The 26,630-nt window shown below is 71.5% G+C and carries 26 protein-coding genes and 1 riboswitch; of the genes, 11 read left to right on the top strand and 15 right to left on the bottom strand.

The features are described from left to right. The first annotated feature begins 1 nt into the window (after nt 1). Nucleotides 2–2,539 (top strand): DUF4118 domain-containing protein, encoded by a 2,538-nt coding sequence (locus tag ABZW11_RS18005; RefSeq protein ID WP_355418303.1) that lies wholly within the window; start codon nt 2–4, stop codon nt 2,537–2,539. After that, a complete protein-coding gene (locus tag ABZW11_RS18010) occupies nt 2,536–3,204 on the top strand; it encodes a response regulator (RefSeq protein WP_355418305.1) in 669 nt (222 codons plus the stop codon). Before ABZW11_RS18005 ends, ABZW11_RS18010 begins: the two co-directional genes overlap by 4 nt. A gap of 195 nt (nt 3,205–3,399) precedes the next feature. On the opposite strand, the gene ABZW11_RS18015 is transcribed toward ABZW11_RS18010, so the two are convergent. After that, a complete protein-coding gene (locus tag ABZW11_RS18015) occupies nt 3,400–4,047 on the bottom strand; it encodes a class I SAM-dependent methyltransferase (protein ID WP_355418307.1) in 648 nt (215 codons plus the stop codon). A 71-nt stretch (nt 4,048–4,118) separates the two neighbouring features. Here ABZW11_RS18015 and ABZW11_RS18020 point away from each other — a divergent pair, with 71 nt between their 5' ends. Together ABZW11_RS18020 and nhaA are read left to right on the top strand one after the other, a co-directional pair. Beyond that, complete coding sequence (locus tag ABZW11_RS18020) at nt 4,119–4,709, top strand: TetR/AcrR family transcriptional regulator (protein ID WP_355418309.1); 591 nt, start codon at nt 4,119–4,121, stop codon at nt 4,707–4,709. Between the two features lie 95 nt (nt 4,710–4,804). Then, nucleotides 4,805–6,043 carry a Na+/H+ antiporter NhaA gene (gene nhaA, locus ABZW11_RS18025; protein WP_355418564.1) on the top strand — a complete coding sequence of 413 codons (1,239 nt, stop codon included), beginning with the start codon at nt 4,805–4,807 and terminating at the stop codon, nt 6,041–6,043. Between the two features lie 14 nt (nt 6,044–6,057). On the opposite strand, the gene ABZW11_RS18030 is transcribed toward nhaA, so the two are convergent. Continuing rightward, nucleotides 6,058–7,437, bottom strand: a complete 1,380-nt coding sequence (locus tag ABZW11_RS18030) for a pyridoxal-dependent decarboxylase (RefSeq protein WP_355418311.1) — start codon at nt 7,435–7,437, stop codon at nt 6,058–6,060. Between the two features lie 221 nt (nt 7,438–7,658). Between ABZW11_RS18030 and chrA the strand changes: the two genes are divergently transcribed. From chrA to ABZW11_RS18055, 5 genes are all read left to right on the top strand, one after another. Beyond that, complete coding sequence (gene chrA, locus ABZW11_RS18035; RefSeq protein ID WP_355418313.1) at nt 7,659–8,792, top strand: chromate efflux transporter; 1,134 nt, start codon at nt 7,659–7,661, stop codon at nt 8,790–8,792. Nucleotides 8,793–8,807: 15 nt separating this feature from the next. After that, a complete protein-coding gene (locus ABZW11_RS18040) occupies nt 8,808–9,548 on the top strand; it encodes a MarR family transcriptional regulator (protein WP_355418315.1) in 741 nt (246 codons plus the stop codon). Nucleotides 9,549–9,592: 44 nt separating this feature from the next. Next, nucleotides 9,593–10,009: a MerR family transcriptional regulator gene (locus ABZW11_RS18045; RefSeq protein ID WP_355418317.1), complete on the top strand. Its 417-nt coding sequence runs from the start codon at nt 9,593–9,595 to the stop codon at nt 10,007–10,009. After that, entirely contained in the window at nt 10,006–10,488 is a 483-nt protein-coding gene (locus ABZW11_RS18050) for a carboxymuconolactone decarboxylase family protein (protein WP_355418319.1), read from the top strand. The genes ABZW11_RS18045 and ABZW11_RS18050 overlap by 4 nt, the downstream gene beginning before the upstream one ends. A gap of 183 nt (nt 10,489–10,671) precedes the next feature. Then, a complete protein-coding gene (locus tag ABZW11_RS18055; RefSeq protein WP_355418321.1) occupies nt 10,672–10,866 on the top strand; it encodes a hypothetical protein in 195 nt (64 codons plus the stop codon). Here ABZW11_RS18055 and ABZW11_RS18060 read toward each other — a convergent pair. Then, entirely contained in the window at nt 10,850–11,512 is a 663-nt protein-coding gene (locus tag ABZW11_RS18060) for a response regulator transcription factor (protein WP_355418323.1), read from the bottom strand. The two genes, ABZW11_RS18055 and ABZW11_RS18060, sit on opposite strands and share 17 nt — an antisense overlap. Continuing rightward, nucleotides 11,509–12,696 carry a sensor histidine kinase gene (locus tag ABZW11_RS18065; protein ID WP_355418325.1) on the bottom strand — a complete coding sequence of 396 codons (1,188 nt, stop codon included), beginning with the start codon at nt 12,694–12,696 and terminating at the stop codon, nt 11,509–11,511. The genes ABZW11_RS18060 and ABZW11_RS18065 overlap by 4 nt, the downstream gene beginning before the upstream one ends. Before the next feature lie 191 nt (nt 12,697–12,887). Here ABZW11_RS18065 and ABZW11_RS18070 point away from each other — a divergent pair, with 191 nt between their 5' ends. Beyond that, nucleotides 12,888–13,259 carry a DUF6223 family protein gene (locus ABZW11_RS18070; RefSeq protein WP_355418327.1) on the top strand — a complete coding sequence of 124 codons (372 nt, stop codon included), beginning with the start codon at nt 12,888–12,890 and terminating at the stop codon, nt 13,257–13,259. A gap of 89 nt (nt 13,260–13,348) precedes the next feature. Then, nucleotides 13,349–13,729: a DUF6223 family protein gene (locus ABZW11_RS18075; RefSeq protein ID WP_355418329.1), complete on the top strand. Its 381-nt coding sequence runs from the start codon at nt 13,349–13,351 to the stop codon at nt 13,727–13,729. Nucleotides 13,730–14,000: 271 nt separating this feature from the next. On the opposite strand, the gene ABZW11_RS18080 is transcribed toward ABZW11_RS18075, so the two are convergent. From ABZW11_RS18080 to ABZW11_RS18130, 11 genes are all read right to left on the bottom strand, one after another. Next, the gene (locus tag ABZW11_RS18080; RefSeq protein ID WP_355418331.1) at nt 14,001–14,627 is read right to left on the bottom strand and encodes a response regulator transcription factor; all 627 of its coding nucleotides are present in this window, start codon (nt 14,625–14,627) and stop codon (nt 14,001–14,003) included. A 32-nt stretch (nt 14,628–14,659) separates the two neighbouring features. Next, nucleotides 14,660–15,610, bottom strand: a complete 951-nt coding sequence (locus tag ABZW11_RS18085; RefSeq protein WP_355418333.1) for a histidine kinase — start codon at nt 15,608–15,610, stop codon at nt 14,660–14,662. 103 nt (nt 15,611–15,713) lie between these two features. Then, nucleotides 15,714–16,808: a hypothetical protein gene (locus ABZW11_RS18090; RefSeq protein ID WP_355418335.1), complete on the bottom strand. Its 1,095-nt coding sequence runs from the start codon at nt 16,806–16,808 to the stop codon at nt 15,714–15,716. A gap of 332 nt (nt 16,809–17,140) precedes the next feature. After that, nucleotides 17,141–17,815, bottom strand: a complete 675-nt coding sequence (locus ABZW11_RS18095) for a DUF998 domain-containing protein (RefSeq protein WP_355418337.1) — start codon at nt 17,813–17,815, stop codon at nt 17,141–17,143. 119 nt (nt 17,816–17,934) lie between these two features. Continuing rightward, the gene (locus tag ABZW11_RS18100) at nt 17,935–18,300 is read right to left on the bottom strand and encodes a hypothetical protein (RefSeq protein ID WP_355418339.1); all 366 of its coding nucleotides are present in this window, start codon (nt 18,298–18,300) and stop codon (nt 17,935–17,937) included. A gap of 40 nt (nt 18,301–18,340) precedes the next feature. After that, nucleotides 18,341–18,461, bottom strand: a riboswitch (cobalamin riboswitch). Between the two features lie 72 nt (nt 18,462–18,533). Continuing rightward, a complete protein-coding gene (locus tag ABZW11_RS18105) occupies nt 18,534–19,304 on the bottom strand; it encodes an ABC transporter ATP-binding protein (RefSeq protein WP_355418341.1) in 771 nt (256 codons plus the stop codon). Between the two features lie 5 nt (nt 19,305–19,309). Continuing rightward, nucleotides 19,310–20,398, bottom strand: coding sequence for an iron ABC transporter permease (locus ABZW11_RS18110; protein WP_355418343.1), 1,089 nt, complete (start codon nt 20,396–20,398; stop codon nt 19,310–19,312). Beyond that, nucleotides 20,395–21,435: an ABC transporter substrate-binding protein gene (locus ABZW11_RS18115; RefSeq protein ID WP_355418345.1), complete on the bottom strand. Its 1,041-nt coding sequence runs from the start codon at nt 21,433–21,435 to the stop codon at nt 20,395–20,397. The genes ABZW11_RS18110 and ABZW11_RS18115 overlap by 4 nt, the downstream gene beginning before the upstream one ends. A gap of 14 nt (nt 21,436–21,449) precedes the next feature. Then, entirely contained in the window at nt 21,450–22,685 is a 1,236-nt protein-coding gene (locus ABZW11_RS18120; protein WP_355418347.1) for an MFS transporter, read from the bottom strand. After that, a complete protein-coding gene (locus ABZW11_RS18125) occupies nt 22,682–23,866 on the bottom strand; it encodes a SagB/ThcOx family dehydrogenase (RefSeq protein ID WP_355418349.1) in 1,185 nt (394 codons plus the stop codon). Before ABZW11_RS18125 ends, ABZW11_RS18120 begins: the two co-directional genes overlap by 4 nt. Before the next feature lie 448 nt (nt 23,867–24,314). Then, nucleotides 24,315–26,627 carry a heavy metal translocating P-type ATPase gene (locus tag ABZW11_RS18130; RefSeq protein WP_355418351.1) on the bottom strand — a complete coding sequence of 771 codons (2,313 nt, stop codon included), beginning with the start codon at nt 26,625–26,627 and terminating at the stop codon, nt 24,315–24,317. Between the last annotated feature and the right edge of the window lie 3 nt (nt 26,628–26,630).

Raw genomic sequence — 26,630 nt, forward strand, 5'->3', positions numbered from 1 at the left:
CATGAGGGGACGGCTGCGGATCTACCTCGGGGCGGCGCCCGGGGTCGGCAAGACGTACGCGATGCTCGGCGAGGGCCGCCGCGCGCGGGAGCGCGGCCGTGACGTGGTGGTGGGCCTGGTCGAGACCCACGGCCGTCCCCGCACCGCCGATCTCCTGGAGGGTCTGGAGATCATCGCGCGCAAGCCGGTCGTCCACCGCGGCGCCACCTTCACCGAGCTCGACGTGGACGCCGTGATCGCGCGCCGGCCGGCGGTGGCGCTGATCGACGAACTGGCCCACACCAACGTGCCGGGCTCGAAGAACGTCAAGCGCTGGCAGGACATCGACGAGATCCTGGACGCCGGCATCGACGTCGTCTCCACGGTGAACATCCAGCACCTGGAGTCGGTCAACGACGTCGTCCAGGAGATCACCGGCGTGCCGCAGCGCGAGACCGTACCGGACGAGGTGGTGCGCCGCGCCGACCAGATCGAGCTGGTCGACATGTCGCCGGAGGCGCTTCGCCGCCGCATGGCGCACGGCAACGTGTACGCGCCCGAGAAGGTCAGCGCCGCCATGGCGAACTACTTCCGCGTCGGCAACCTCACCGCGCTGCGCGAGCTCGCGCTGCTGTGGGTCGCGGGCAAGGTGGACGACCAGCTCGGCCGTTACCGCGCCGACCACGGCATCGAGGGCACCTGGGAGACCCGCGAACGCGTCGTGGTCGCCCTCACCGGCGGCCCGGAGGGCGACACGCTGGTGCGGCGGGCCGCGCGCATCGCCGCCCGCACCAAGGGCGCCGACCTGCTGGCCGTCCACGTCACCAGCGCCGACGGCCTGGCCGGCGCCGACCCTGCGAACCTGGCCAGGCAGCGCACGCTCGCCGAGAACCTGGGCGGCAGCTACCACCAGGTCGTCGGTGACGACATCCCCCGGGCGCTGCTCGACTTCGCCCGCGGCGTCAACGCCACCCAGCTCGTCCTGGGCGCCTCACGCAGAGGACGGTTCGCGCAGATCCTCTCGCGCGGTGTCGGGGTGGAGACCACCTCCTTGTCCGGCTCCATCGACGTGCACCTGGTCCCGCACGAGGAGGCCAAGCGGGGCCGCCGGCGGCCGGAACGCGGCCGCGCCGCCCTCACCCGCACCCGCCGGCTGGCCGGATGGGCTGTGGCGGTGACCGGCATGCCCGCGCTGACCGCCGCCCTGTCCCCGTTCCGCGACGTGCTCTCCCTGCCCAGCGAGATCCTGCTGTTCCTGTGCCTGGTCGTCGGCGTCGCCCTCGTCGGCGGCATGTGGCCGGCGATCGTCGCCGCCGTCGGCGGCTCGCTCCTGCTCAACTGGTTCTTCACCCCGCCCACCGGGCGGCTCACCATCGCAGCGCCGGAGAACCTGTTCGCCCTGGTGGTGTTCGTCCTGGTCGCGGCGGCCGTCAGCACGATCGTGGACGTGGCGGCCCGGCGTACCCGCCAGGCCGCCCGCGCGAGCGCCGACGCCGAGGTCCTGTCCACGCTGGCCGGTCACGTCCTGCGCGGTGAGGCCGCGCTGCCCTCACTCCTGGGACGGCTGCGCGAGACCTTCGGCCTCGACTCGGTCACCCTGCTCGAACGCGCCGGCGAACCGACCCCTGACGACCAGTCCGCACCCGGAGCCTGGCGGATCGTCGCCACCTCCGGCGCCGCCCCCTGCACCACGCCCGCCATGGCCGACACCGACGTCGCCATCGGGGACGACCTGGTGCTCGCCGCCCGCGGCCGGTTGCTGGACGCCAGCGACCGGCGAGTGCTGGAGGCGTTCGCCGCCGAGGCCGCCGTGGCCCTGCGCCAGGAACGGCTCCAGGAGGCGGCCGAACGGGCCGGGCCCCTGGCCGAGGCCGACAGGATGCGCACCGCCCTGCTGGCCGCCGTCAGCCACGACCTGCGCACCCCGCTGTCGGCCGCCAAGGCCGCCGTCGAGAGCCTGCGCAACGACGAGGTGGCCTGGACGCGGCAGGACCGCGACGAGTTGCTCGCCACCGCCGACGAATCCCTGACCCGGCTGCACCGGCTGGTGGAGAACCTGCTCGACATGAGCCGCCTGCAGGCCGGCGTCCTCGGGCTGTCGCTGCAACCCGTCGCGCTCGAGGAGGTCGTGCCCCGAGCCGTGGACGACCTCGGCGCCCTGAGCGATCGCATCGAGGGGGACCTCATCGCCGGCCTGCCCGACATCGTCGCCGACCCCGCGCTGCTCGAGCGGGTGCTGGTCAATCTGATGGCCAACGCCGTCCGCCACAGCCCGCCGGAAGCCAAGGTGCTCGTGACGGGCAGCCGGCACGACGACAAGGTGGAGATCCGGGTGATCGACCGCGGCCCCGGCCTCCCGCGCGAGGACCGCGAGCGCGTCTTCCTGCCGTTCCAGCGGCTCGGCGACCGCGACAACGGCACCGGCGTCGGTCTCGGCCTCGCGCTGTCCCGCGGGCTGACCGAGGCCATGGGCGGCACCCTCACCCCCGAGGAGACACCGGGAGGAGGGCTGACGATGATGGTGAGCATGCCCGTCCACGGCAGGCTGGAGCCGTCATGACCAAGATCCTCGTCGTCGACGACGAGCCGCAGATCCTGCGTGCCCTGCGCATTAACCTGGCCGCCCGCCACTACGAGGTCGAGGTCGCCGCCGACGGCTCCTCGGCGCTGCGCCAGGCCGCCCAGTGGCACCCCGACCTCGTCGTCCTCGACCTCGGCCTGCCCGACATCGACGGGACGGACGTCATCCACGGCCTGCGCGGCTGGACCCGGGTGCCCATCGTCGTCCTGTCAGGACGCGCCGACAACCAGGACAAGATCGACGCTCTGGACGCCGGGGCCGACGACTACGTGACGAAGCCGTTCAGCATCGAGGAGCTCCTGGCCCGCATCCGCGCCGTCTCCCGCCGCGTCACCGTCCAGGACACCGAGCCGGCCAGCATCAGCATCGGCGAGCACACGGTGGACCTGGCCGGCAAGACCGTCTCCGGCGGGCTCCGGCTCACCCCTACCGAGTGGCACATCCTGGAGATCCTGCTCCGCAACCCCGGCAAGCTGATCCCGCAGCGCTACCTGCTCACCGAGGTCTGGGGCGGCCAGGCCGTCAAGGAGACCCACTACCTGCGCCAGTACATGGCCCAGCTCCGCAAGAAGCTCGAACCCGACCCGGCGCACCCCCGGCACCTGATCACCGAACCCGGCATGGGCTACCGCTACACCCCTTGAACCGTGCCGTCCGGCGGCATCCTGCACACGAGCGCCCCCAGCTCCCTTCCCCGGTGGGTCAGCCCAGGGCGGGGAGGCCGCCCATGGCGCTGAGTGTGGGTTCACTGTGGCTTCCTGTCGGTGGGGGCCGCTCAGTGACCAGGGTCGGGGCGGCGGCGCGTGATCCGCAAAGCCGTTTGCCACAACGGCAAAGCACTAGGGGCGGCAGCTGACCTCCATGCCGTCCTCCACGGGGAAGGCGACAGAGATGTAGCCGTGCGCGGGGTCGCGGACGTAGGCGAGGTAGTCGGCCATGCTCGCGAACGTGATGTCGTCCGCCACCACGAGCGCCCCCGGGGCCAGGCGGTCTTCGAGCAGCCGCAGCACCGGCAGGCACAGCTCCTTCCAGCCGTCGAGCAGCAGCAGGCCGATCGGTCCCGGCACCTCGGCCAGCGTCTCGAGGGCGTCGCCGGGCAGGATCGTCACGTGCTCGGCCAGTCCCGCCTGCTCCAGGTTGGCGCGCGCGGCCTTGACCTTGACGTCGCTGAGCTCGGTCGTCCAGACGTGGCCCGTGCCGTTGTCGGCGACCGCGGCGGCCAGGTGGAGGGTGGAGATGGCGTACGAGGTGCCGAACTCGACGATCGTCTCGGGGCGGCCGTTGCGCGCCAGCGCGTACAGCAGCCGGCCGCCCGCCCTGGAGATCGGCATGTACTCCCCCGCCAGCGCGTCGGCGCGCTGCCGCGCGGTCGCCTCGGCGTACGGGATGTCGAGCGGCCAGGGGGCGGGGTCGGCCTCTTCGCGGTCGGCGGCGGTGAACAGCCGGTCGAGGAGTCGCGTGATGTCCGGCTTCGTCAAGGTGTTCATGGCAGCTACTGTAGACGCAACGTTGCGTCTAGACAAACTGCTAAGGTCGGACGCGTCGAAGGAGGGAGCCCATGGGCGGCACCGCGCAGAAGCACCGCGGCAACCGGTACGGCCGCAGCGAGGAGGCGCGCCGGAGCGTGCTGGAGGCGGTCGACGACCTGCTGGTGGAGGTCGGGTACGCACGCCTGACCATCGAGGGCATCGCCGAGCGGGCGGGCGTGGCCAAGCAGACGATCTACCGCTGGTGGTCGTCCAAGAACGACATCCTCATGGACGCCTTCGTCCAGGACGCCGCCGAGGCGCTCATCCCGTCCGACACCGGCGACCTGCGGCATGACCTGCGCACCCACGCCCGCAACGTCGCCGCCTTCCTCACCGCCTCCGACGCCGGCGCCGTGTTCCGCGCCCTCACCGCGCAGGCCCAGCACGACCCGGCGCTCGCCGCCCGGCTGCAGGCCGAGCACCTCGGCAAGCAGCGCGGCTACGACCGGCTCCCCTTCGAACGCGCGCTCACCCGCGGCGACCTCGACCCGGATATGGACATCGACCTGGCCGTCGACCAGATCATGGGGCCGGTCTACTACCGCGTCCTGGTCACCGGCCAGCCCGTGACGCAGGAGTTCACCGACGCGCTGGTGGACGCCGTCCTCTCCAGGGGCTGAGCGATGTTTGCGTAGTTTGATATGTTTTACGTGGTGTGCCGGGAAGCCTGGTCGGCGAGCGTACGTCCTGTTCCCCCGACCACGAGCGGAGCTTCATGCCCGGCACCTTCACCACGCCATCCCGCCCTGCCCGGAATCTCTTCTACCGTTCCGAGGCCCGCCGCATCGCCGGCATCCTGCGCAAGGAGACCATCGGCGGCGCGCTGCTGCTGGCCGCCGCACTCGTCGCGCTCGTCTGGGCCAACTCGCCGTGGGCGCAGACGTACGAGGACCTGCGCGCCGTCGAGGTGGGCCCCGCCGCGCTGCACCTCGATCTCGACCTGGCCACCTGGGCCGCGGACGGCCTGCTGGCGATCTTCTTCTTCGTGGCGGGGCTGGAGCTGAAGCGCGAGTTCGTCGCGGGCGACCTGCGCGACCTGCGGCGGGCCGCGGTGCCGGTGGCCGCCGCCTTCGGCGGGGTCGTCGTGCCCGCGCTGGTCTACCTCGCGATCGCCGGCGGCGCGGGCGGCGCGCCGGGCTGGGCGATCCCGACCGCCACCGACATCGCGTTCGCGCTGGCGGTGCTGGCCGTGATCGGCCGCGCCCTGCCGGACGCGCTGCGGACCTTCCTGCTGACCCTGGCCGTGGTGGACGACCTGATCGCCATCGTCGTCATCGCCCTCTTCTACACCTCGCACCTCGCGGTGCTGCCGCTGCTGGGCGCCCTCGTCCCGCTGGCGGTCTTCGCGGTCCTGGTACGGCGCGGCGTACGGGCCTGGTGGCTGCTGCCGCCGCTCGCCTTCGCCACGTGGGCGCTGGTGCACGCCTCCGGAGTGCACGCCACCGTGGCGGGGGTGCTGCTGGCGCTGACCGTTCCCGTCGCGGCGCACTCAGGCGGGGACGCGACCGGGCTCGCCGAGCACTTCGAGCACCGGTTCCGTCCGCTCTCGGCCGGCGTAGCCGTGCCCGTGTTCGCGTTCTTCTCGGCCGGGGTGTCGCTGGGCGGGCTGAGCGGGCTGGCCGGCACGCTGACCGAGCCGATCGCCGCCGGCATCCTGGCCGGGCTGCTCATCGGCAAGCCTCTCGGCATCCTGGGCGCGACGTGGCTGGTGGCCAGGTTCACCCGCGCCACGCTGGACGAGGGGCTGGGGTGGATCGACATGGCGGGGCTCGCCGTGCTGTCCGGCATCGGGTTCACCGTGTCGCTGCTGATCGGGGAGCTGGCCTTCGGTGCGGCGGAGGTGGCGCAGGTGAAGGTGGCCGTGCTGACCGGGTCGGTCGCGGCGGCCCTGGTCGCCATGGTGATCCTGCGCCTGCGCGCCCGTACGCACGCCGCCGCTCTCCAGCGGCACTGAAGCGGGCTCCGTGCTCAGCCGGCCGCGCGTTCCAGGGCCTTGGCCGCGCGGTCGACGTCGGCTTCGGTCGTGCGCCAGTTGGAGAACGCCGCCCGCAGAGCCGGGACGCCCGCGTACTCGGTGGTGGTGACGAACGCCTCGCCGGACTCCGCGACCGCGCGGGCCACCTCGGCGGCCCGTTCGGGGGCGTCGGCGAGGGTGAAGCAGGCGACGTTCAGCCGGACCGGGGCCAGCAGCCGGTACGCGGGCATCGCGGCCAGGCGCTCACCGAGGCGGGCGGCGAGCGCGATGTCCCGCCGGACGATCTCCGCGTGGCCCTCCCGCCCGTACGCCGCCAGCGTGAACCAGGCCGCCAGGGCCCGCAGCCGCCGCGAGTTCTCCGGCGTGAGGTGCAGGGAGTCGGGCCGGTCGCCGAGCGGGCCGAGGTAGGCGGCCGAGTTCTGGAACACCCGCGCTTGGAGGTCGCGGCGGCGGGTGAACTGCGCGGCGCTGTCGTACGGGACGTTCAGCCACTTGTGCAGGTCGAGGCAGATCGAGTCGGCTTCGCCCAGGCCGTCCACGAGGTGGGCGTGGTCGGGCGAGAGCGCGGCGAAGGCGCCGAAGGCGGCGTCCGCGTGCAGCCAGAACGGATACCGCTCGCGCAGCTCGGCGATCGCCCGCAGGTCGTCGTAGTCCACGGTGTTGACCGTGCCGGCGTTCGCGACCACGATCGCGGGCTCGCCGTCCAGCTCGCGCAACGCCGCTTCGAGGCGGTCCACGTCCACCGCCTCCCTGCCGGGCAGGACGCCGACCCTGCGCAGCGCCGACCGGCCGAGCCCGAGCATCGACAGCGCCTTGCCGATGCTGGCGTGCGGCGTCCCGGACAGCACCTTCACCGGCCCGAGCGCGGCCAGCCCCTGCTCGGCCACCGAGACGCCGCGCCGCTCCCCGACCCACTCGCGGCCGATGGCCAGGCCGGTGGCGTTCGACATGGTGGCGCCGCTGACGAACGCCCCCTCGTGCGCGCCCGGCAGTCCGAACAGGTCGCGCAGCCAGGCGACGGTCTCGCGTTCGAGGTCGGCGGCCGAGGAGTCGACGCCGCTGTCGGCGTTCTGGTCGTAGGCGGCCGTCAGCCAGTCACCGGCCAGCGCGGCCGGCGTACTGCCACCGACGACGAACCCCAGATACCGGGGACCGGCACCGCCCGAGAACCCGGCCGCCCAGCGCCGCTCGAACACCTCCAGCGCACCCCTCGTCCCGGCTCCGCGCTCCGGCAACGCGGCCGTCTCCTGCGGCGCAGGGGGCGGCCCGACCGGCCGCTCCCCCAGCCCCGCCAGGAACCGGGTGGCGTGCTCGCGAGCCTCGTGAAGCAGGCCGGGCAGGTCGGCGAGATCGTCCCTGAGTCGTGGGTCCATGGGGCCAGGGTAGAGAGCGGCGAGCCGACCTGATCAGTGCGGGGTGGCGGGCGGCCTGGGCGTCGTCCACGAGGTAGCGGACGCCGGCGTACTGGTCGGATGTGGCCATGAAGGGAGCCTCCTGTCGCGGCGGCGTCGCCGCCGGGGGTCGCCGTGATGCGGCGGTACATCAATCTGGTTTGATGTACCCGGACAGCGAGGGTGAGCGGAAGGACGGCGGGGTGGACGATCGCCAGGGCGGCGCGGCGCGGGAGGTGGCGCTGCTCTTCCTCAAACTGGGCACCATCGCGTTCGGCGGCCCGGCCGCGCACACCGCGATGATGCGCGACGAGCTGGTACGCCGCCGCGGCTGGGTCACCGACGAACGCTTCGCCGACCTGATGGGCGCCACCAACCTGATCCCCGGCCCCAACTCCACCGAACTCGCCATCCACCTCGGCCATGACCGCGCGGGACGGCGCGGCCTGCTCTTGGCCGGCGTCTGCTTCATCCTGCCCGCCGCCCTCATCGTCACCGGCCTGGCCTGGGCCTACGTCACCTACGGCAGGACCCCGGCCGTCGAGGGCATCTTGTACGGCATCGTCCCCGTGGTCATCGCCATCATCGCCCACGCCCTGTTCGGCCTGCTCAGGGCCGTGATCACGTCCTGGTGGCTCGGGGCGGTGGCGGCCGGGGCGCTGGCGGCGTACCTGCTGGGCGTCAACGAGCTGCTCATCCTGGCGGCGGGCGCGCTCCTGGCCGCAGCCGCCCACCTGCCGCGCCGCCCCGGCGGCGTGCACGGCCTGCTCGCCGTCCCCATGCTCGGCACCCCCGTCTTCCCCGACCCCACCGGCGGCCAGCTCACCCAGCTCTTCCTCACCATGCTCAAGATCGGCTCGGTCCTGTACGGCAGCGGTTACGTCCTGCTCGCCTTCCTGCGCGGCGACTTCGTCGACCGGCTCGGCTGGATCACCTCAGCCCAGCTCATCGACGCCGTCTCCATCGGCCAGGTCACCCCAGGACCGGTCTTCACCACCGCCACCTTCATCGGCTACCTCGTCGCCGGCCCCATCGGCGCGTTCCTCGCCACCGCCGCCATCTTCCTGCCCTCCTTCGTCTTCGTCGGCCTGCTCACCAGGATCACCCACCGGCTCCGCGCCTCCCGCTGGACCTCCGCCCTGCTCGACGGCGTCAACGCCGCCGCGCTGGCGCTCATGGCCGGCGTGTCGTACCAGCTCGCCCGCACCGCCCTCATCGACCTGCCGACGGTGGCCATCGCCCTGATCAGCCTGCTCCTGCTGTGGCGCACCAAGCTCAACAACGCCTGGCTGATCGCAGGCGGCGCCGCGATCGGCATTCTCATCAATCTGGTTTGATGTATTGTGCTGAAAGTGAGCGACACTCTCTCGCCGCCCGAGGTCCTGCGCCTGACCGGGCATCCGGTGCGGTGGCGGCTGCTGAACGAGCTGGCGCGCAGCGATCTGCAGGTACGCGAGCTCACGGCCCTGGTAGGCCAGAAGCAGAGCCTCACCTCGTACCATCTGGGCCAACTGCGCGCCGGCGGCCTGATCACCATGCGCCGCAGCTCGGCCGACAAGCGCGACACGTACTACAGCCTCGACCTCGCCGCCTGCCGCACCCTGCTCATGCGGGCCGGCGCCGCGCTGCATCCCGGCCTCCGCCTGATCCCCGCCGCGCCGCCCCCTCCCCAGGACGGCTCCGCTCCCCTCCGCGTCCTGTTCCTCTGCACCGGCAACAGCTCCCGATCCCAGATGGCCGAGGCGCTCCTGCGGCACCTGGCCGGGTCGCGGGCCGAGGCCGCCAGCGCGGGCAGCGCCCCCAAGCCGCTGCATCCCGACGCGATCCGCGTCATGCACGAACGCGGACTCGACATGAGCGCCCACCGCCCCAAGCACCTGGGCGAGTTCACCGGCCACCGCTTCGACCGGGTGATCACCCTGTGCGACCGGGTCCGCGAGGTATGCCCCGAGTTCCCCGGCGCCCCCGAGACGACACACTGGAGCCTCCCCGACCCGGCGGCCCCCGACCAGGGCGGCTACCCGGCGTTCGTCCGTACGGCCGACGACCTCACCACCCGCATCCGGTTCCTGCTGCACACCCTGAGCGTCTGACCCGGCTTGACTTGGAGCGCGCTCCACCTTCTACCGTTCGTCCCATGAGTGACGGACATGCCCGGCCACAGGAGCAGCCGACCCTCACGATCGCCCAGGTCGCCGCGCGGACCGGCCTCACTCCGGACACCCTGCGCTACTACGAGCGCGCCGGGCTGATCGAGGGAGTCGGCCGCACCCCCGGCAACCAGCGCAGCTACGCGGCCTCCGACCTGGACTGGCTGGAGTTCCTGCTGCGGCTGCGCGAGACCGGCATGTCGATCAGCGACATGCAGCGGTACGCCCGGCTGCGCGCCGCCGGCGACGCCACCCTCGGGGATCGGCTGGCCCTGCTCCGCGAACACCAGGCCGAGCTCGACGAGCGCATCCGCGGCCTGCTGCGCAACGCCGCCGCCCTGGGCGACAAGATCAAGCACTACGAGACGCTGCTCGACCAGCAGCCGGAAACGGATCAGCCATGACCACCGACCCCACCACGGGACCCACCACCGACCCGACCGTCGCGACCGCAGACGGCACCACCTCCGCCGTCTCGGACAGCCCTGCCGAGACCCGCCAGGACCGTTTCGAGCGCGGGATCGAGGTACTCGACCGCGTCGACGGCGAGAGCGGGCAGCGCGTCATCGACGCACTCGCCGACGTCAACCCCGAACTCGGCCACCAGGTCGTGGCCTGGGGCTTCGGTGAGATCTACAACCGGCCCGGCCTGTCGCCACGCGACCGCCAACTGGTCACCCTCGGCATGCTCACCGCCCTCGGCGGCTGCGAACCCCAGCTCGACGTGCACGTCAACGCGGCGCTCAACGTCGGCCTCACCCGCGACGAGATCGCCGAAGCCCTGCTGCACGCCGCCGTCTACTGCGGCATGCCCAAGGCCATCAACGCCACCTTCGTCGCCAAGAAGGTCTTCGGCGAACGCGGCCTCCTGAAGGAGTCCTAGACGGCGACCGAAGAATCTCGGGTTTCCGACTGCCTTCGTAACCGCGTCAGGGGCGCAGCCGGTGGAACAGCTCCACCCGGGCGCGGTGGTATTCCAGGTCCTCGTCGTCGTGCGTCACGCCGGTCGTTCGAGTCGCACACGCACAAGACCATCGCGACGCTGCGCATGGACGGTTCGCCGCGCGTGAGCGGCATCGAGGCGTCCATCGTCCTCGACGAGTTGTGGTTCGGATCCATGCCAGGCGCGACGAAGGCCCACGACCTGCGACGCGATGCGTGCCTCTCCCTGCACGGCCCTCCCGTCCTGCTCGACGCCGACGATGCGCGGGGCGACACGAAGCTGTCCGGCCGCGCTCATAGCCTCACGTCGAGGGGATGACCAGTCCCGTCTGGTAGGCGATCACGACCAGCTGCGCACGATCACGCGCCCCCAGTTTCGTCATCGCGCGGCTGACGTGCGTCCGCGCGGTCGCCGGGCTCAGGAACAACCGGGCGCCGATCTCCTGGTTGCTGAGCCCTTCCCCCACCAGGGCCAGCACCTCGCGCTCACGCTCGGTCAGCACTGCCAGCCGGTCCTCCGCGACCCGGACGGCCGTCCGCCGGGCCGTGAACCGGCCGATGAGACGCCGCGTGATCCGGGGCGCGAGCAGCGCGTCGCCGGCGGCGATCACCCGGATGGCGTGCAGCAGCTCGGCCGGTCCTGCGTCCTTGAGCAGGAACCCGCCGGCGCCGGCCTGCAGGGCGTCGAAGACGTACTCGTCGGTGTCGTACGTGGTCAGGATCAGCACGCGGACCTGCTCCAGCCCGCGCGTCCCGGCGATCTCGGCGGTGGCCTGGATCCCGTCCACCTGGGGCATGCGGATGTCCATGAGCACGACGTCGGGACGCGTGGCCAGGGCCTTCTCGACGGCTTCCGCGCCGTTCTTCGCCTCTCCGACGACCGTGATGTCGTCCTCAAGGTCGAGCAGCACCTTGAACCCGGACCGTACGAGCCCCTCGTCATCGGCGAGCAACACCCTGATCACAGCCGCACCCCCGTCGGCGCGAGGGGCAGCCGAGCCCTGACCTCGAACCCGCCACCCGGCCTCGGCCCGGCATGGAGCTCCCCACCCAGCAACCGGCAGCGCTCCCGCATCCCGACGATCCCCCGCCCGGACTCGTCAGGGGGATCCGCGACGGTGCCCCGGCCTTCATCGGTCACGCGGATCTGCAAGGCTTCAGGCCCGGGATCGAGCATCACCGTCACCCGGGTCGGACCGACGTGGCGGACGACGTTCGTGATCGACTCCTGCACGATCCGGTACGCCGCACCGCCCACCGCGCTCGGCAACGTCGTCGCGGGCGAGCTCTCCTGGACCTCGACGTCAAGCCCGGCCGCGCGGGCCTTGGCGACCAGCTCCCCGATCTGCTCCAGCCCCGGGTACGGCTCCCGCCCCTCCTCATCCTCATCCCGCAGCACCCCGAGAATGGCCCGCATCTCCCGCAACGCCCGCGAACTCGTCTGCTCGATCGCGCGCAGCGCCTCCCGCGCGACGTCCGGCCGCTTGTCGAGCACGTGCGCCGTCACCCCGGACTGCACGTTGATGATCGCGATGGCGTGCGCGACCGTGTCATGGACCTCACGCGCGATCCGCAGCCGCTCGGCGTCCACCCGTGCCCGCGCCTCCTCCTCACGCGTCCGCTCGGCCAGCTCGGCCCGCCGCTGCGCTTCGGCGGCGATGACCTGCCGGGACCGTACGGACTCACCGAGCGCCACGCTCATGACGGAGGCTCCGATCCGGAAGTACACCCAGCCGATGGCCGCCGCCGGCTCGACATCGGCCGCAGCGACCAGCCAGACAGCGGACAACACCGCCACACCCACGCCGGCGATCACCAGCGACCGCCGCCCGTCCCCATAGGCGGCCAGGGTGTAAAGGGCGAGAAAGAGCCCGAGCCACCCGGGCCCATCGGGAAAATCGAGCACGTAGTAGACCACGCTGGCCAGCGCAGCGACGGCGAACACCGGCACCGGCCACCGCCGGCGAACCGCGACGACCAGCCCGCTCACGACGAGCAGGACGTACCCGAGACTGCCGAGGTCGGTGAGCGGCCGCAGCACGACCTCACCGCCATTGCGCACGATCGTGCCCTGCACCTGCATGACGGTGATGAAGAGCGCGAGTAACGCATCCTGCACCGCCACCGGCAGACGCCACGACTGTTTCATGCCGCGATCCTACGATCGCCGCCGCTGAAACCACCTCCCCCCGCAGGCCCGCCCACCTACGGCAACGGACGTACCGACCGCGCACCCACCTACGCGCACCTGCGTAGCAGCCGCCATCCACTGCCCGAAGCGGCACCCTCTCACCGGCGCGATGCTCGATGGGCACCAGAACATCGGCGAAAGGACGTTCCATGTCCCTCCTGCTCACGCTGGCCTCACCCGTCCGTACGTCGGCCGCAGAATGCGCCGGCCAGGGCGTCGACACCTTCCTCGGCACCCCTGACCGAATCTGGGCCGGCGTGGCCGCCCTGGTGGCGGCGGGCAGCACGATCATCGGCTGGCCGGCACTGCGCAACGCCCGGCGGTGGAAAGCCATCGCGGCGCTGACCTTGGGGGTCGTCGGCGGCCTCAACGGCGCGGTCAAACTGGCCATCGCCGACGGCGGCCTCGGCACCGGCAACGGCGTGTTCGGCGCGGCCATGGCCCTGGCACTCGGGCTGCTCGGCGCCCTCCTGGGCCGCTTGGCCCTGACCCGCGTCCGCCGCCCCGAAATGAGCCGGTGACCTCGGCAAGGACCCGACCGAGACGCTGCGATCGACGCTGCGGTCCAGAAAAACCCCGCTTCGGCATTCACTCGACTGAAGGAATCCTCATGTCCATCCTTGCCACGCTGACCAGCCCGCTCGCGCTCGATGCGACAGCGGCACACCTCCTGGCCCAGCCCGTCGACGCCTACGCCCTGACCACGGGACGCGTCTGGTCCGTGGTGGGCGCAGTGCTGGGCCTGGCCGGCATCGCCATCGGCGGCCTGGCCCTGGCCCGCTCCACCGGCCGCTTCGGTCGGAAAGGCGCAGCCATCGCTCTGACGGCGGGGCTCGCCACCGCGGTCATCGGCGGCTGGATCATCGCCGCCGCAGAAGGCGGTCCTGGCACGGGGTACGGCATCGTCGGCGGCTACGTGGACCTGGCGATGGCCCTGATCGCCCTCGTCCTCGGCACCCTGGCTCTGCTCCGCTCCCGCCGGACCACCTGACCCGCCAACTGGACCCCGGATGTCCGGTGGGTGGTGGGGTCAAGTCCCACCCGCCCTACTCACCAATACCGCGTTCGACCTGGGGTTTCTCGGTTCTCGCCAGCCTCGGATCTCGTTATTGATCATGGCTGGTTGCTCGCTGGTCGCTCGGCGAAGCGGGTCATGCAACCGGTAGATCATTGAGACCGACTTCGGCTACCTACTGCGACGACCGCTTCATCAACGAATGAGTCACCGACAGAACTCATCGCGGAGCTGACCGGTTCTGCGGTCAGGTCACCTGGCCGCTGCTCCAGGCCCAGGCCGCGATCCCTACTCGGTTGGCGGCGCCCACCTTGCGCTGGATGTGCGCGATGTGCGTTTTGACAGTTCCTGAACTGATGGTGAGGTCAGCTGCGATGTGGGCGTTGGTGTGTCCCCGCGCCACCAGGCGGGCAATCTCCAACTCCCGCGCAGTGAGCGGATCCTCCAGCGAAGTCGAGGGCCGGTGAGTCAGGCTGCGCAACAGCCGCACCGTCACTTGAGGGCTGATCAAGGTGTCGCCCGCCATCGCCGCGCGGACCGCCTCCACCAGCAGGGTGGGGCCTGAGCGTTTGAGCAGGAAGCCGCAGGCGCCCTCGCGCAGCGCGGTGTGGACGTACTCGTCCAGGTCGAAGGTGGTTACGATGATCACCCGAGTCTCGGCGGCGAGCTGCCTGGTGACCTCCAGCCCGTCCAGGCCCGGCATGCGTACATCGGCGAGCAGCACATCGGGGCGCAGGCGGCGGGCCAACTCGACCGCCCGCGCACCGTCGGCGGCGGCGCCGACCACGGTCATGTCCGGTTGTGCGTCCAGGATCAGCCGGAACCCGATCCGCACGTCCTCCTGATCGTCGGCGATGAGAATCCGCGTAGTCATCCGGTGCCCGTCACGTTCGTCCTTAAGAGGTGTCATGATGTGCCAGGCCCGCGCACGAGTCGCCATGCGGGGATCGCCGCGATGACCTGCCAGCCACGCCTGTGCGGGCCCGCCGCCAGCGTTCCCCCGCGTGCCGCCAGCAAGTGGGCCAGGCCGGCGAGCCCGGACCCGCCGATCCTGGTGCTCTGCGAGCTACCGCCGCCGTCGTCCTCCACCCGCACGCGCAGGACATCCCCTTCTGTACAGATCTCCACCTCCACGGTGGTGGCGCGCGGCGCGTGCCGCCGCACGTTATTCAGCGCCTCGGTCGCCACACGGTAGGCCAGCGTCGAGGCTTCCTGCCCCAGCTCCAGGCCGGGCTCGACGGCCAGCTTCACCCGTACGTCGGGCGAGAACGCGTCGGCCAGCCGTTCTAACCCCTCGATCCCCGGCCCGGGCTCGTTCAGCGCGTGCACGGCACGGTCAAGTGAGGCCAGCGCGCGCTGCCCGGCGTCCTCGATACGTCGCAACGCCTCGGCGACCGGGTCCGGCAGCGCGCCCGCGACCGCCTGGGCGGCCTGCGCCTGCACCAGCATGCCATTGACATCGTGGGCGACGAAGTCGTGCAGGTCGCGGGCCAGCCCCAGCCGCTGTGCCCGGGTAGCCTCTTCCACCGAGCGCCGCCGATTGTCGTCCAGCCTGCGCAGGTAGAGCCCGAGTCCCACAGCCGCCATGGCGCCGAGCGCCCATCCCGCGCACGCACCGAACACCAGCTCGGGCGGCCCTTGCCACACGGCGCGCAGCAGAATGAGTGTTACCGCCGCGCCGCTCAACCCCGCTGAAAGGGTCGCCTGCCGTCTGGGGGAGCGCCGGATGGTGACGGCGGTCAGACCCAGCAGCGCCGACACCTCGGTCGCCAACCACAGGGCGTTGTGGCCGACAGTTCCGGTCAGAGGATGCGCCAGCGTGCCGATCAGCGAGGCTGCCCCGGCGGCCCCCGCCACCCAGGCAACGCGGAGCGGACGGGGCACGGTGGCGCGGAACCGACGTCGCGACCCGTGCCCGTACCGGTCCTCCGCTCGACGTTCCGGCTGCACAACCGAGAGCCTAACCACGTCCGGCTTCAAGCTCTACCTCCCGGCGCCGCCCGCGCTCACACGCATGGCAGGTACCGCGGCGGCGGACATAGTACGCCAGGGTGGCGGCGGCCAGCGCAGCCGCCCACAGCGGCCACACCAGCGACGGCGCCCAGATCGCCCACATGTCCCAGTCATCGAGCACTCCGTGGACCATGTGCAGCCGCCAGAAGGAAAGCCCGCCCGAAAACACGATCACGGACACGATCGACGCCGGAATGACAGCCAGCATCGGTGGCACCGGCTTGCCCGCCTTGAACCAGATCCACCGCGGGTAGACCTCGCCCCAGCGCTGGATGAGCCCGAGCGTGAGGACCGCACCTCCCAGGCCCATCACGCTGAGGAACAGTCCGCCCCAGCGCAGCCCCGACTCATCCAGCCACCGCCAGAACTCTTCGGTGACCCCCAGGGGGATGCCCGCGGCCCAAGCGAAGCGGCTGGCGTCGTACAGCGCGGGGATGGAGGCGGCGACCGCCACCGCCCATGTCCCCCAGCGCCGGGCTGCCTCGGGCGTGGCCCAGCGCGCCGGACCATGTTCGCCCCGCCCGCACCGAACGCACGCGCTCGCCGTGCGCCGCTGGTACGCCAAGGCTGCCAGCGCCCACAGCAGCCCGCCCACCAGGACGATGAACAGGTTGATCCGTGACCACGGCACCAGCTCCGACATCGGCTGCCCGCCCGGTACCCCGGTGAAGGCGAACACCGCCAGCAGCGGCGTGTACGCCACCAGCATCAAGACCCGGTTGTCGGTGACCACCACGGTCAGCGTGACCGCCACCAGCCAGGCGAACCCGAGCAGCACGGCCCGCCCCCGCCGTACCCCTCTCGCGATAGCCAGCCCGGCGACCGCCCCCAGCACGCCGAGCACCGCGATCAGCGGCGCCGCCGCCTCCCGGGTCGCTTCCCCGAGCACTGACAGGCCAGGCTCCCAGTCGGGGTCGCTTCTGCCGAAGGGAAATACTCCGCCTCCGAGCGCCCAGAACAGCCCGAGCGCCCCGTAACCGAGCGACCAACCGGCCGCAGCGTACCCCGCCCAATGGGGCCAACGCGCCATGAGATTCTTCATGGCTCAAGCCTCGAACCTGCCCAACGCCACGCCTATCCGCCAAACGGCAGATCTTCTCCTGCCGTTGACGCCTCCGCTCCGCGAAAAGACAGAGGCAGGTCACGACGGACGACCGCGAACGGGGAAAGCTGCCTTCCGGCAACGTGCTACCAGCGGACCCGTACCCGGACCTGCCGGGAGGTTCACGCAGCCCGGCGGCGCACCACGGGGCGCCCTGCCGGGAGTCCCAGGTGCATTCTCGTGGACGGAGAACATGGTGTCCTGTACGCGCCCGAAACTAGGAGGAACGTCAGCCGCCGACCGCGCCCATCCGGCGCGGCGAGGACCAGCCGCTACCGAAGTGTTGCGGTCGGCTGACGGGAGACCACTGTTGTGACACCGAGCACCGCAGCCCAGACCACGATCGCATATACAGCCAGCCGTTCCATGCCGCCCAGCCCGAGTCCGAGGAACTGACCGCTGAGGAAGAGCGCCGTCGCCGCCACCCCGACCGCTCCGGCGAACAGGCTCCACACGCTTTCGAAGCGGTGGTCCAAGGCGCGCAGGCGCAGGCCGTACACGATCATGCCGACGTTGCCGCACACGAAGATCAGTAACGCACCTACCAGATGGAGCAGCATGTTCTCGTTCTCTGGCGCCAAGCCGACCAGGATCCAGCCGAGGCCGGCCAGCGCCACCATCGCCCGTCCCGCGCGCCCGCCCCGCGCGGCCGAGGCGAGGAGCAGACCCGCGACCAGTAGCAGGCCGAGGACGAGGAAGGACCCGTTCATCAGCGCGTGCCGGGGTGAACAGGCGGTGGGTCCGCACGCAGTGTTGCCCAAGTCGCTGAGGTAACCCTCCGAGACCGGGTACAGCGCCACCCACTCAGCTTGCACAACGAAGTCCACCACAAACACCTGCAGGCACGACAGCCAGATGACCCCGGCTGCCACAGACCGGTACATCCCGCTCGAGGTCCGGCCGTCCCAGAATCGACGCGTCCGAGCAGACGCCTTCTCATCAGCCATCACACCTCCCTGAGGTCCCAAGTCCTTTCATACAGCGATCCTTCCGTCCCGGGAGGTGCTGCGGTATCTGCCGAACGGCTGATTCGCCGGGAGTGTCAACTCGGGTGCGGCCCGATGGGTCACCGATCGAGGTGACCACGGTGTCGCAGTGGGAGCTGGGAATGACGCCCGCGGTGTCGCCCCAGGCGTATCGGGACGTGATGGAAGTGATCACGGATGCGGGGCACGGGCTCGCCGGCGGTCACGCCGATGCTCTCGATCCGCAGCTCGCCTGGCGGCACCAGGTCCCAGGTGGTGCCGCCGAAGCCGCCCAGCATCCAGCGCATGGCCGACATCCATCGGCAGGCGCCGCTCAGGGCGGTCACCATGAACCAGCACGTGACCGAGATCATGCCGGCGCTCGGGCTCGAGAAGTCGATGGGCTGGGACGGCGCCTTCGACGACAAGGCGGGCCGCAGCCGCGAGGCGCCGGCCAAGGCCGGCATCAACTCCTCCCTCAAACCGGAGGACTGCGCGACCGGCCCGGTCACCACGGACCTGGTGGAGGAGGCTCCTGGCCTTCCCACCCCTTTCCGGGCAGTGGCCTACGTAGGGGATCGCTCACCGAGCACAGTGGCGGGACCGCGCCGGATACACACGGGCTTCCTCGTTCCGCCGTCTCCTTCGTCCCGCATCGTCTCATATGCGCCCCTCCCCCAGCAGTCCAGGGAACTTCCGATCACCGGCCGGGGCGGAAGATGAGGTGGGGAGTGTCGGTGCCCGGGGTTGAGGTGACGTGTGCGTCGATGCCGAACACGTCCCTGACCAGTCGCGGAGTGAGAACGTCTGGCGGCGGGCCGTCCGTGACGACACGCCCCTCGGCCAGGACGTAGAGATGATCGCAGTAGGCGGCGGCCAGGTTGAGGTCGTGCAGGGCGGCGACGACGGTGACTCCTGTCGAGGTGACCAGGTCGAGCAGCTCGAACTGGTGACGGACATCGAGGTGGTTGGTCGGCTCGTCGAGCACCAGGACAGGTGCCTGCTGGGCGAGGGCGCGGGCGAGCAGCACGCGCTGCTTCTCGCCACCGGACAAAGTGCTGTAGCGGCGATGCGCGAGGTGGGCGACGCCCGCGTGGGCGAGGGCGTCCGAGACGATCTTGGTGTCCTCGGCGGTGTCGGAGGCGAAGGGGCGTTTGTGCGGGGTGCGGCCCATGGCGGCCATCTCCCAGGTCGTGACGTCGAAATCGGAGCGGGTCTCCTGCGGTAGCGCGGCGACCAGTTGGGCGGCGCGCCGGGGGGTGAGTCGCCACAGGTCCTCGCCGTCCACGGTGATGCTGCCCCGGGTGAGAGGGAGGTGGCGGTAGACGGCTCGCAGCAGGGTGCTCTTGCCGCTGCCGTTCGGGCCGATGATCCCGACGAAGCGACCGGAGGCGGCGGTGAGGTCGACGCCGGTGACGATGGGGGCTCCGGCGAGGGTGATGTGCACGTCCTGCAGGGTCAGGGTGGTCATGGTGGTCACAGTCCGGTGGTGTCGCGGGCGCGGACCTGCACGAGCCAGAGGAACAGCGGGGCGCCGATGACGCTGGTGACGACTCCGACCGGCAGTTCCTGGGGGTGCAGGGCGGTGCGGGCGGCGATGTCGACGAGAACGAGGAAGGCGGCGCCGGCGAGGGTGGCCACGGGCAGCAGGCGGCGGTGGTCGCTGCCGACGAGCAGCCGTGCGGCGTGCGGGATGATCAGGCCGATGAAGCCGATGCCGCCGGCGAGGGCGACCATCACACCGGTGAGCAGGGCGATGAGCAGGAACAGGTGGCGGCGCAGCCGGGCGGCGGAGATGCCGAGGCCGGCGGCGGTCTCGTCGCCGAGCAGCAACGTGTTGAGCGGTCTGGCCTGGGCGAGCAGGGCGATCATGGTGGCGGCCAGGACGGCGGCGGGCAGTCCGAGCGCGGCCCAGCTCGCTTCGGCGAGGCTGCCGAAGAGCCAGAACAGCACCGACTGGGTGGTGCCGGGGTCGTCGGCCTGGAGGACGAGGAAGCTGGTGACGCCGGACAGGGCGTACGTGACGGCCATGCCGGACAGGATCAGCCGCAGCGGGGCGAGGGTGCCTCCAGCGCGGGCGAGGACGTAGACGACGGCGAACGCTGCCAGCGCGCCGAGGAAGGCGGCCACGCCGGTCGAGACGCCGCCGAGGGGAGCGAATCCGGTGATGATGACGGCCACCGCGCCGGCGGCCGCGCCATAGGTGAGGCCGAGGACGTACGGGTCGGCCAGCGGATTGCGCACGAGCGCCTGGGTGGCGGTGCCGGAGACGGCCAGGCCCGCGCCGACCAGCGCGGCGAGCAGGGCCCGGGGCAGGCGCAGGTTCCACACCACGGTGTCCTGGCTGACGGTCCACGTGGCAGGGTCGCCGTGGCCGGTCAGGTGCCAGATGATGATGCGGGCCACGGTGCCGGCGGGCACGTCGACGGTGCCGAGCAGGATCGAGGCGGCCAAACCTGCGATGAGCAGCCCGGTCAGGACGGCGTACGCCGCCCAGGTGATCCGGCGGCGCGCTGGATCCGGCCTGGCCGGCGCGGAGAGCAGGTCAGGCTGCACGGTCGTCATCCGGCGGGCGAGAGCTGCGCGGCGAGGTCGACCACGGCGTCGGCGTTGCGGACGCCGCCGGCCGAGGCAGCCTCGTAGATCAGGCGGGCGAAGCGCTTGCCGGTCACCGCGCGAACGCCGCGCAGGGCCGGGCTGTCGAGCAGGTACTTCTCGGCTTCGGCGAAGCGGGCGTCGTTGGCGGCCTGGCTGCCCTTGTCGTAGATGATGATCAGGATGACCTGCGGGTCGCGGGCGACCACCTCCTCCCAGCCGACCTTGGTGTAGGCCTTGTTCTGGTCGGCGAAGAGGTTGCGCCCGCCGGCCTTGCCGATGACCGCGTTGATCACCTGCTGGTTGCCGGGCGCGTAGGGGGTGGCGGTGCCCTCGTCGTACTCGAAGGGGAACACGGTGGGCCGGTCGGCGTCCTTCAGCTGGGCGGATTTGGTCTCCACCGGGGCGATTTTCTGCTTCATCCCGGCGATGACCCGCTGGGCGCGGTCAGGCACACCGAAAATCTTGCCGAGGTTCTCCAGGTCCCGCCACACCAGCTCGAAGCCGGTCTGCGGACCGGTCAGCGCCGACTCGCACGCGGTGGACAGGGCGAGGTAGGACGGGACTCCGTCGGCCGCCAGTTCCTTCTGGGACATGGCGCCCGGGGCGTCGAAGTTGCTGCTGAAGCCGCCGAGTACCAGGTCGGGCTGTATTGACAGAAGTTCTTCGCGTGGCACCGGCTTGTAGCCGCTGCCCGCGGTGTACTTGCCGGACAGCGACGGCATGGCGGCGACCTGCGCAGAGAACTGCTGCGGCAGGCTGCCCGGGCGGGGCGCCATCCCCAATGCCGCGACCCGGTCGCCGAGGTCGAGCCAGAGCAGCAGCTCCAGCACGGCCGGCGTGAGCGCCACCGCCCGCTGGGGCGGGGCCTTGACGACGGACTCCACCCCGTTGCAGTCGGAGACCCTGACGGGGGTGAAGGCGGGCGCCTGGCTCTCCTGGACGCGGGACGGGGCGGCGGGCGCGCAACCGGCGCTCAGCAGCACCGCCGCCATCGAAGTGATCACGAACAAGCGGTGCATCACGCGCCTTTCCCGGATGATTGATCAGTGACCACCGAGGGCGGCTCGGCGGTGAGCAGCTTCGTGCCGAGGGCGGCGGTGACGGCCGCCAGCGCGGAGAAGCCCGCAGCCGCCACGAACATGACGGTCGTGCTGGTGCCCGCGTCCACGAGCGCCGCCGCGACGAGGTTGCCCAGCGCCGATCCGGCGAAGGTGGCCGTGATGCCCCAGGCGAAGGCCTCGGTCAGGGTGCCTTCGGGCGCGCACCGTCCGGTGAGTTCGAAGGTGCAGATGACCAGCGGGGCGAGGAAGAACCCGGCGGGCACCGACAGCGTCACCAGCGCCGGCACGTTAGGGGCCGCCGCGAGCAGCACGACGCCGCCTGCGTACCCGGCGAGGATGATGCGCATCCGGACCGAGGCGTCGGACCGCCACGGCCGCGCGCCGTAGACCAAGCCGCCGATCAGGCTTCCGACGCCGAAGGCCGCCAGCGCCAGGCCGCCAGCGGCCGGTTCGGTGGTCTGGCCGGCGAACTCCACGAAGGCGACACGCAGGATTCCCAGCAGTGCTCCGGCGAGCACGGTGACGATCAGCAGCACGACGATGCCCATCGACCGCAGCGGCCCGGCGAGCCCTCCCGCACGGCGGGCCGGCGTCCAGGACCGCGACGGCGGCAATGAGCTGAACCACAGCGTGCCGCCGAGCAGGATCACCGCGCAGCCGCCCACCGCCCAGCCCGGGCCGGCGACCGCGCTGACGGCGGAGACCAGCAGCGGCCCGGCGATCAGCGCGACGTCAAGCACCATGGCGTCCACGGCCAGCGCGGTCCGCCGGATCCCTTCGTCGGCGATCACCTGCGACCACAGCGCCCGCGCCGCGGCAGCCACCGGCGGCAGTGACAGTCCCACCGCCGCCGACCACGCCGCCAGAGCGCCGGTCGCGGGTTCCCGGTAGGCGGTTATCAGCAGGCCGGTGAACGCGGCGGCGTTGATGCCGGTCGCGATCGTCAGCGACCAGGTCTGCCCGAACCGGTCCACGAGCCGGCCGTGCACCGGCACTCCGGCGGCGTAGGCGACGCCGCCCGCCGCGGTCACCACGCCCGCCACCGCGTAGGAGCCGGTCCGCTCCACCGTCAGCAGCAACACGGCGAAGGTGCAGGCCTGCAGCGGCACCCGGGCGCACACGCCCACCAGCAGCAGTGACGGCACCCATCGGTGCCGCCACAGCCGCCGGTACGCCGAGGCCGCGCCGCTCATCGCGTCCGCGAGCCGGCCGGGTGCGGGGCGACGAGCTGCCGTGGATCGGTGAGCCGGGCCCGGGTGATCCCTTCCGGCATGCCTGTCGCGCCCAGCACGGGTAGCCCGGCGCCGAACATGTACAGCGCCCCTTCGGAGAAGCCGTCCAGGCCGAGCGCCTCGTCGAGCTCCTCGTCCCGGAACGCGGCGCTCTGCCAGGCGCCCAGCCCGACCGCGGTGGAGGTGAGCACGAAGGTCTGCCCCAGGTAGCCGGCCGACAGCAACGTCACGCGCAGCGCCCGGGAGTGCCGGTACTTGTACATCGTGCGCTCGAACACGACGCTCACGAAGCAGACGAACGCCGACGGCGTGCACATCTCCGACTCGTACGTCAGCCGGTGCAGCCGCTCCCGGTCGAACTCGGGATCGATGAGCTCCAGCGCGTGCGCCTCGGCGTTGTAGTGGTACAGCCCCGGCGGCACGTCCTGGACGTCGAGCACCGCGACATAACCCTCCAGCTCGTGGCGCGCGCCTCCGCACGGGCTGGTGCGCAGCATCAGCGTCCCGAGATCACCGGCGTCGTAGAGCTGCATCGGCGCGAACGTGTAGAACAACGCCGTGGACAACTGGGCCAGGCTCACCGGTTCGCCGGTGAAGACGCGATGGGTCCGCCGCCGCGTGAGCACCTGCCCGAACGAGTCGGTCAGCGGCAGGAACGCGCGCGGCAGATAGACGCGTTGCGCGTCCGGATAGGACTTGAAGATGGCCGGTGGCGTCCCGCCGGTCTCCCGCACCCAGCGGGCGTCGCTGCGGCGTTGTTCCAGGCTGTCGCCGGTGTAGATGGTGTTGCGCGTCCCGAAGTGGAAGAAGCGGGCCTCCTCCCCCCAGTGGCTCCACGCCTCCAGGAACCGCTCCTCGCGCCCAGCGCCGGCCCGGTCGACCAGCAGCCCCGCGTCGGCCAGCGCGAGGACGGCTTCCAGGACGGACTCGGTGTCGTACGCACCGAGCCGGGCGGCTGCCTTCTCGGCGGTCGACCAGTCGGTGAAGTGCTCCAGTAACGCCACCGCCTGCGCGTCCACGGCGACCGCGTTGTCGGTCTCCTCGTCGGTGGAACGGCTCTCCAGGTAGTTCTCGGCCGTCAGCTCCCCGTCGTGCCAGTAGATCATCAACGTCTGTGCCCGTCGGAACTCCGTCTGCGTCACGCGCGCTCCCTGCAACGGCAACCTGACCCGGCCGGTCGCCGCCGGGAATGCCCGGCGGCGACCGTCTTGCCTACTGACGGAACCGTTAGCCGTGGTTGTTGAGCAGGCGGCTACGGGTCTTCTTCCTCCGCACGACGATCTTGAGCGACTTACTCATGAACGATCCTCCTCTCCCGGAAGCGACTCAAGGGCTTCCGGTCCTGGGTTGCGGACAGTCCAGTAGTCGGCTGGCGAACCCGGGAAGTTCCCGGAGATTCCAGACTTGCACGCGCCTGCCGAGCAGCAGGTCGATCGCCGGGAACGCGGCCGGAGAGATCCCCCGGCAGGAACCAGCAGATCCAGATGGGCGCCGAGCAGTTCGCCGGCCTCGTCGAGAAGGCGCAGTCGGGCGAGTTCGACCGCGTGCTCCAGCCCTCCCCGTAGATGGAGGACGCCGCCCGCTGACAGGTCAGGCCTGTTCGCTCACCGCCTTCTCCTCGTCGTCGTTCAGGTGCTCGGTGAGGAAGTCGTCGCGCGCGGGAGGCGGGGCGAAGCGGCGTAGCCGCAGGCTGTTGGTGACCACGAACACCGACGACAGCGCCATGGCACCACCGGCGATGAGTGGGTTGAGCAGCCCGGTGGCGGCCAGCGGAAGGGCGGCGACGTTGTAGCCGAACGCCCAGACGAGGTTGCCGCGGATGGTGCGCAGAGTGGCGCGGGCCAGGGTGAGCGCCGTGGGGACGACGTCGAGGTCGTCGCGGATCAGGATGAGGTCGGCGGCGGCCAGTGCGACGTCCGTGCCGTCCACCACGGCCAGCCCGAGGTCGGCGCGGGCCAGGGCCGGGGCGTCGTTGATGCCGTCGCCGACCATGGCCACGCGATGGCCCTCGCCCTGGAGCCGGGCGATGGTGGCCTCCTTGTCGGCGGGCAGCACTTCGGCGATGACCTCGGTGATGCCGGCCTGGGCGGCGACGGCCCGGGCCGTGGTGGCGTTGTCTCCGGTCAGCAGCAGGGTGCGCAGCCCCATGACGTGCAGCCGGGCGATCGCGGCCGGAGCGGAGGGCTTGACGGCGTCGGCGAGCGCGAGCGCGCCGATGGCCGTGCCGTCGGCCGCTACCAGGACGACGGTGCGACCCTGACCTTCCCACTGAGTCCGCGCCTCCTCCAAAGAGGCTGGGATGGGGATGTTCTGCTGGGTCAGCAGCCGGGCCGAGCCGATGAGAATCTCCCGGCCCTCGACGGTTCCCTTCGCGCCCAGTCCGGCCAGCGCGGCGAAGTCGCTCACCTCGGGCAGATCACCGAGCTCGGCGCGGGCGTGGGCGGCGATGGCGCCGGCGATGACGTGCTCGGACGCGTTCTCGACGGCTCCGGCGTAGCGCAGAGTGTCCTCGCCGAGGAGTTCCACCACGCTCATGCGGCCCTGGGTAAGAGTGCCGGTCTTGTCCAGCACGACGGTGTCGATGACCCGCGCGGACTCCATGGCCTGGTGGCCTTTGATGAAGACGCCGAGCTTGGCGCCGGTGCCGGAGGCGACCTGCAGCGCGGTGGGGATGGCCAGGCCGAGCGCGCACGGGCAGGCGATGATGAGCACGGCCAGCGCGGCGGTGACCGCTTGGTGCGTCTGGCCGCCGGCGAGCAGCCACGCGGCCAGGGTCAGCGCCGACAGGACGAAGACGGCGGGGACGAACCAGCCGCAGATCCGATCCGCGAGCCGTTGCACGGCGGCCTTGTCGGCCTGGGCGTGCTCGACGAGCCGGATCAGCGCGGCGAGCTGGGTGCCGGAGCCCACCTGGGTGGCGCGGACGACGAGGCGCCCGCTGAGGTTGACGGTCGCGCCGGTCACCGTGTCGCCCTCGGTGACCTCGATGGGCACCGGCTCGCCGGTCATGGCGCTGGTGTCGATCGTGCTCTGCCCGGACTCGATCCGGCCGTCAGCGGCGATGCTCTCCCCCGGCCGGACCACGAACAGGTCGTCCACGCGCAGGTCGGCCACGTCGATGCGGTACTCGTTGCCGTCGGCGCGCAGCACGCTGACGTCCTTGGCGCCCAGTTCGGCCAGGCGGCGCAGCACCGCGCCGGAGGAACGCCGTGCCCGCGCCTCCAGATACCGGCCGGCCAGCGCGAACATCGTCACCCCTGCGGCCACGTCCAGATAGAACGCGCTGTCCGGCGCCGACAGCACCGCCCACAGGCCCGGCGCGGCAGGTCCGGCGTCGATCGGGAACAGGATGACGTACACCGACCACAGGGTGGATGTGATGACCCCGGTCGAGATCAGGGTGTCCATGGAGGTGGTGCCGTGCCGGGCGGCGCGGAACGCGTTGCGGTGGAACGGCCAGGCGCACCAGGTGACCATCGGCAGCGTGAGACCGATCAGCACCCACTGCCAGCCCGCGAACCGCCACTCCGGGACGAACGCCGTCCCCATCGACAAGTCCATCAGCACGAAGGCCAGCCCGACGGCGACGATCATGCGCCGTCCCAGCATCCGCACGCGCCGGTCGTCGGTGTCCTCTGGCACGGCCGACGCCTGCGGGGTGACCACCTCGGCGCTGTAGCCGGTCCGCTCGACCGTCCGGATCAGCTCCTCCACCGGGACACCGCCGGCTTGAACGGTCGCCTTCTCGGTCGCGTAGTTGACGCTGGCGCTCACGCCGTCCATCCGGTTGAGCTTGCGCTCCACCCGGGCGGCGCACGAGGCGCACGTCATGCCGCCGATGAGGAGCTGGACGGGCTCTCCATCGGCTCCAAGAACGGCCTCACCTGGTGATATGCGGGTCATTCA

This window comes from Nonomuraea sp. NPDC004580 (genome assembly GCF_040609855.1).
Lineage (GTDB): Bacteria > Actinomycetota > Actinomycetes > Streptosporangiales > Streptosporangiaceae > Nonomuraea > Nonomuraea salmonea.